Raw genomic sequence first — 4,988 nt, forward strand, 5'->3', positions numbered from 1 at the left:
GATATAAAAAATTCTCACTTTCAAGACCTAATTTCTTTAATACATCTAAAATTTTATCGTAATTTGCTGTAAAGTTGTGCATTGAATTGTTTGTGCGGTAACTGCAATTTACTGTTTTTTAGTAAATTGCACAACTTTTATTCAATACTTATACAAATGCACCACGGGTTAAGTGTACTATTTTACTTATTTAAGGCAAAAAGATAACAGAAGCTTGACATCGATAACATGGAGTTTTTTTAAGCTTTCTAATAACAATAGCATTCTCGTTGTTCGTTACCATACTAGTAAATGAGACCGGCTACTGAGAGAGAAAATAATTTTCCCACCACACCTAAATCAAAGCCGTAACCTTAAATTTACACAAAATCTTCTACCAAAAATGTTTGCCCTCTCTTTTATCAAAACCAACTGTTTACAGAAGTAACATTTTTATTTTTTTATAAATTCGAAGACAGAATTAATGAATTCTTTATTTTCCTCATAATACAGTAAGTGCCCTCCTTTAATTTCTTTTATTGTTGCATTCTGGAAATTGAAAGATTTAAAATGCTCTTCACCGATTGCGTGATCTTTCGTTCCACTAATCACTAAAACAGGCGCTTTAACTTGATGGGTGATTTTGGTATAATCCTTTTGATAATCAGCTATATATAAAGCCTTTTAAGCAAACGCAAATTCACTAGGGTTTTCTTCATCTATTTTATTAAGTAAATCAGTATTGTATTTATTGTCTGAAAGTAACTTATAAATCGATCCCTGTTCAAAAAATTCGGATTGCGCCTTCCTAAAAGTAGAAATTATTTGTGAAGAATCGGTTGCTTTATAATCTGTATTTAAAAAATCTTTCATATAATTAATCTGATTCTGAATCGAGTAAAAAAGATTTAGCGTGGAATTGACAAGGATAATCCCTTTAATATGGTTCGGATATTTCTGAGCATAATTTACAGCTAAAATCCCGCCGAAAGAATGTGCTATTAAATATATGCTGTCTGCATTGTATCTTTGTCTGACTAATTCTATATCGTTAAGAATTCTCTCTAAAGGATAATCATTATTTTTAGAATCTTCCGAACGCCCGCAACCTCTTTAATCATAATAAATCATGGTCAGCTGATTTTCTAAATTACTCCCTCCTAAATCTTCGAACGATTTGCTCCAAGCTCCCGGTCCACCGTGAATAAAAATGGCAATTGGTCCATTTCCTGCCTTTTTCGTATATAATTTGATGTTGTCATCTGTCATCACATAATCAATTTCTGTTGAAGGTTGTTGTGCTTTTAAATTCAAGCTAATGATCAAAAACAAAACCAGAAAACAAGCCACTCTATGCATTATTTTTTAATTTTTATTGTTGCCAACATTTGCCTTTCTTGATAACAAAATTGACCCCTAGCGATTCTACTATCTAAATTATATTCTTAAGTTCAACATCCAACTGTCTCCCCTCTTTTAATGCTTTTTTATCCATATTCAAACCTAAAGTAAATCCTATAACCATCCCAACAGGCACTCCAATTGCTAATAATCCCATATTACCAATACTAACACTAAAAGCGACACCAATAGGAAGTCCGATAGCTGACATCCCTAAAGTCATCCATAGGTTTCTATAGTAATTTTTTGGAACAAGTTTGTGTTTCTTTTCAAGCAATTTAACGATTTGGTTTTGTCTTTTTATGAGTAACTTTTTAAAAGCATTATCCAACAATAAAGAAGAATTTAAGTCTTCTATATGCTTATTAATAATTTCAATAGTTTTGTCGGGTAAATTTTTATTATTCAACTCTTCTATAAATTTTTCAAACTGAATTAGAACTTCTTTCAGCTTAGAATCATTTGGCAAATCTTCTTGATGTTTTAACTCTTTTATCTTCATTTTTTAGTTGTTTGATACTTGTTGGTATTTATTATTCAGATATTATTATGTAATAATTGTCTAAATCTCTTAATATGAACTGATTTTTAAGCGAATTTTCGTTGTAATGAATTTCTTTCTCAATATTTGCTTCTAGCGTCTTTGCGTTTTCAAATACTTTTTTCAGTCCGTCAACCCGAAAGAAAAGAATCAGTCCGTTGCCAACTTCCTTTTCAAAATTCAACATTGTAGGGTGTTCGTGGTCGCCCCATTTGTGCAAGCAAAGTACAACTTGTTTTTCACTTGTCAATATTTCAAAAGTATTGCCACCGTGTTCACTCTTACAGCCTAATAATTTTTGATAAAATTCAGAACTTTTAGGAACATTTTTTACAGCTATTATTGTTTCGGTTCTTACCATTGCGTATTTTTTCACCCTATTTTCTTTATAAATACTCACCTTTGATTACAAAATAGGAACCTCTGATTGTTCCTGCCAATTTTGATTTTTGTCTGATAAACTTAAATTTGCTTTCTAATTCTGCCGGAATCTCCATTCCTTCGGAAAGTTTAAATCCTACTGCTCTTTTTTTCTTATCATCTATCGTGTAAAGTACATTTATGGCAAGTCCGCTTTCGTAAAACACAAAATCCCATTTTATATTTTCTACCTGTACGTTTGCAACTTCTAATGGTTTTGCTGAAATTTCTATATTTCGTTCTTCTTTTAAAATTTTATGTATCCAACTCAAAGTTTCTTGGTTTTCATTGACAGGCTCTACAAAGAAGTCAATCTTATATTTATTCATAAAATATCTTGCCTCGTGAGCTCTTAAACCAGCCAATTTTTCAGCAAACGGTGAGCTTTCTAAGCCTTCTGTCAAAACGGTTTTAAAATCTACTTTATGTTTCATATTACTTGTTTTTTGTTGCTAGTTCTTCCAACTGATTTAAACCTATTGTAAATCCTTCTTTGAATCCCATTTCAATCATTTTTTCCATTCTTTCAAGAGAGGAGTTATAAATGGAAATATGTACGGTGGTTATTCCTTTTTGTTCGCTGAAAAGCACATCCCAATCCGAGCCGGGCAAGTTTGGAGTTTCGTCTTTATCTGCAAAAATGCTCACAAATTGAAAGTTGGTTTTCGGACTTATCGAAGTATAATCCTGTATGTTCCAGCCAACTTCCACTCCTTCGGGGCTTACCATTGCATAAAATCTACGCCCTCCAACTTTGAAGTCCATATATTTTGTTTTGGATTGATACGGTTTCGGTGCCCACCATTGATCAAGAATTTCAGAGTTTGTCCACGCTTCCCAAACCAATTCGAGATCGGCGTTAAACTCCCTTTTTATAATAATCGTGTTAGTTTCTTTGCTGATTGTGAAATCAAATAATAAATTACTCTTCATTGTGTTTCTGTTTTTATTGTTGCTAATAAATTTTCAAGTTGGTTTAAACAGTTTTAAGACCTACTTTACGTTTCATTGTTAGATCATTGATTGTTAATGATAAATTTTCTGTCTGCAGGTCTGAAATACCATGATAGAACAATAGCAATCAATAAAACCAAGGCGGGCATTGTTTCAACAAATGGCTGATCAACTGCTAAGTGCGAAATAGCTGCTCCTGTCATCACAAAGAAGAAACCTGCATAAGCCCATTCTTTTAATAGTGGAGATTTAGGAATCAAAATAGCAATGACGCCCAATATTTTCCAAGTACCGATAATGCTTAAAAGATAAAGCGGGTAACCCAGTTTCGTAACAATTTCATTGTAGCCGCCAATTTGCAGCATTTGCTGTATGCCACCTGCCAACATTCCCACCGAAAGGAATATGGTAGTTGTCCAATAGATAATTTTATTTGCCTTTTTCATATTTATTTTAATTGGTTTACAACTTCCTGAAGTCTGTTGTGAGCCATGTTCAAACCACTTGAGAACGGCATTCTCAGTTGTTCAGCTCTGTGTTGTTCAGATTTGTATATTATATGAATAGAGAGTTTGCTTTTTTGGTCCGAAACTTTTTCGAATTCCAAAAATTCAAGTTGTACGCCAATTGGCATATCTTCCATCTCAAAAGTTCTTATAATCTGCTTATCGGGTAAAAACGAATGTATCGTTCCGTTAGCTTTGAACACTACATTTCCGTTGTGAGAAGTCTCAAATTGATAACTGCCGTGATTTTTGTTTTCCAATTTCAGTACTTTTGTTCCCATCCATTGCTCCACCAATTCGGGTTCAGAATAAGCTTTAAAAAGTAAATCCAAAGGCAGATCAAACAATCGTGTAATTATCAAATCTTGTTTGCCTTCTTCGGCATTGATTTTTGTTTTTTGTTCCATCATTCTTTATTTTTTTGTTGATATTTTTTCATCACATTTTCAAGTTTGTTAAATCTATCCTCCCACATTTGTCTGAACGGCTCAATGAAATCTGCTATTTCTTTCATTTTCTCAGCATTAAAGTGATAATGCATCTCTCTGCCTTGCTGTTCTTGTCTTAAAAGCCCGCACGCTGTAAGAATTTGTAAATGCTTAGAAACAGTTGGTCTTGCCGTATCGAAGTTGGAAGCAATCGCGCCCGCAGTCAAAGATTGCGTAGACAAAAGAAGTAGAATAGCTCTTCTTGTCGGATCAGCAATAGCTTGAAAAACATCTCGTCTTAAATTCATTATGAAGTCATTTGACTACAAATATAAACGTAGCTACTTAACTACGCAATTTTTTAATAAAAAAATTTATCGATTATTAAAATTTGAAGTTACAATCAAATAGAAAAATCAGACGATTTTGGAAATTTCTCATCAATTACGCATTTATCAAACTTTGATACTATTTTAATACCAACTTAGAGGTTTTAAAATTTACTATATTAATAAGTCATTCTTTAAATAATTATTTATATACCCGTTGTGCATTATGAATTAAAGAAGAGAAAAGTTGTTCATTTGATTTAAAATCAGTAAATTGAATTAACTACAAAACCATTTACAATGAACAACTTAGGTGCAAATTACGAAAGAATTTTGGAAGTTTTACGAAAAATATCAAATGAAAATTTATTGCCCTACCAAAGACGAACACCAAAATTGAAGGATTTGGAATTGATAAGTCTTGCTTTAA

9 protein-coding genes and 2 pseudogenes are annotated in these 4,988 nt (G+C 32.4%); 1 reads left to right on the forward strand and 10 read right to left on the reverse strand.

The annotated features are described in order from the left end of the window. Positions 1 to 663: 663 nt before the first annotated feature. The 10 genes and pseudogenes from C8P70_RS14280 to C8P70_RS13545 form a co-directional block, all read right to left on the reverse strand. Positions 664 to 852, reverse strand: coding sequence for a hypothetical protein (locus C8P70_RS14280; protein ID WP_133713831.1), 189 nt, complete (start codon positions 850 to 852; stop codon positions 664 to 666). Positions 853 to 873: 21 nt separating this feature from the next. Continuing rightward, positions 874 to 1,080: pseudogene (locus C8P70_RS14285) on the reverse strand (alpha/beta fold hydrolase); the annotation flags it as partial. Positions 1,081 to 1,092: 12 nt separating this feature from the next. Continuing rightward, the gene (locus C8P70_RS13510) at positions 1,093 to 1,338 is read right to left on the reverse strand and encodes a hypothetical protein (protein ID WP_133713832.1); all 246 of its coding nucleotides are present in this window, start codon (positions 1,336 to 1,338) and stop codon (positions 1,093 to 1,095) included. A gap of 73 nt (positions 1,339 to 1,411) precedes the next feature. Beyond that, positions 1,412 to 1,882 (reverse strand): hypothetical protein, encoded by a 471-nt coding sequence (locus C8P70_RS13515; protein ID WP_166666238.1) that lies wholly within the window; start codon positions 1,880 to 1,882, stop codon positions 1,412 to 1,414. Positions 1,883 to 1,913: 31 nt separating this feature from the next. Continuing rightward, positions 1,914 to 2,297, reverse strand: coding sequence for a VOC family protein (locus tag C8P70_RS13520; RefSeq protein ID WP_243832720.1), 384 nt, complete (start codon positions 2,295 to 2,297; stop codon positions 1,914 to 1,916). Positions 2,298 to 2,307: 10 nt separating this feature from the next. Beyond that, positions 2,308 to 2,775: a phage tail protein gene (locus tag C8P70_RS13525; protein ID WP_133713833.1), complete on the reverse strand. Its 468-nt coding sequence runs from the start codon at positions 2,773 to 2,775 to the stop codon at positions 2,308 to 2,310. A gap of 1 nt (position 2,776) precedes the next feature. Next, positions 2,777 to 3,274, reverse strand: coding sequence for an SRPBCC family protein (locus tag C8P70_RS13530; RefSeq protein ID WP_133713834.1), 498 nt, complete (start codon positions 3,272 to 3,274; stop codon positions 2,777 to 2,779). An 83-nt stretch (positions 3,275 to 3,357) separates the two neighbouring features. Next, positions 3,358 to 3,741, reverse strand: coding sequence for a DoxX family protein (locus tag C8P70_RS13535; RefSeq protein ID WP_133713835.1), 384 nt, complete (start codon positions 3,739 to 3,741; stop codon positions 3,358 to 3,360). 2 nt (positions 3,742 to 3,743) lie between these two features. After that, entirely contained in the window at positions 3,744 to 4,208 is a 465-nt protein-coding gene (locus tag C8P70_RS13540) for an SRPBCC domain-containing protein (RefSeq protein WP_133713839.1), read from the reverse strand. After that, the gene (locus C8P70_RS13545; protein WP_133713836.1) at positions 4,208 to 4,537 is read right to left on the reverse strand and encodes an ArsR/SmtB family transcription factor; all 330 of its coding nucleotides are present in this window, start codon (positions 4,535 to 4,537) and stop codon (positions 4,208 to 4,210) included. Before C8P70_RS13545 ends, C8P70_RS13540 begins: the two co-directional genes overlap by 1 nt. A gap of 321 nt (positions 4,538 to 4,858) precedes the next feature. On the opposite strand from C8P70_RS13545, the pseudogene C8P70_RS14385 reads away from it, so the two are divergent. Continuing rightward, positions 4,859 to 4,988 (forward strand): annotated as a pseudogene (locus tag C8P70_RS14385) (IS982 family transposase); the annotation flags it as partial.

The sequence above is a fragment of the Myroides indicus genome, from assembly GCF_004364575.1.
Taxonomy (GTDB): Bacteria; Bacteroidota; Bacteroidia; order Flavobacteriales; family Flavobacteriaceae; genus Flavobacterium; species Flavobacterium indicum_A.

Excerpts from the sequence above, each read along its gene's own strand:
- C8P70_RS13540 (WP_133713839.1), bottom strand. The coding sequence starts at position 4,208 with ATGGAACAAAAAACAAAAATCAATGCCGAAGAAGGCAAACAAGATTTG.
- C8P70_RS13535 (WP_133713835.1), bottom strand. The coding sequence starts at position 3,741 with ATGAAAAAGGCAAATAAAATTATCTATTGGACAACTACCATATTCCTT.
- C8P70_RS13530 (WP_133713834.1), bottom strand. The coding sequence starts at position 3,274 with ATGAAGAGTAATTTATTATTTGATTTCACAATCAGCAAAGAAACTAAC.
- C8P70_RS13525 (WP_133713833.1), bottom strand. The coding sequence starts at position 2,775 with ATGAAACATAAAGTAGATTTTAAAACCGTTTTGACAGAAGGCTTAGAA.
- C8P70_RS13510 (WP_133713832.1), bottom strand. The coding sequence starts at position 1,338 with ATGCATAGAGTGGCTTGTTTTCTGGTTTTGTTTTTGATCATTAGCTTG.
- C8P70_RS14280 (WP_133713831.1), bottom strand. The coding sequence starts at position 852 with ATGAAAGATTTTTTAAATACAGATTATAAAGCAACCGATTCTTCACAA.
- C8P70_RS13545 (WP_133713836.1), bottom strand. The coding sequence starts at position 4,537 with ATGAATTTAAGACGAGATGTTTTTCAAGCTATTGCTGATCCGACAAGA.
- C8P70_RS13515 (WP_166666238.1), bottom strand. The coding sequence starts at position 1,882 with ATGAAGATAAAAGAGTTAAAACATCAAGAAGATTTGCCAAATGATTCT.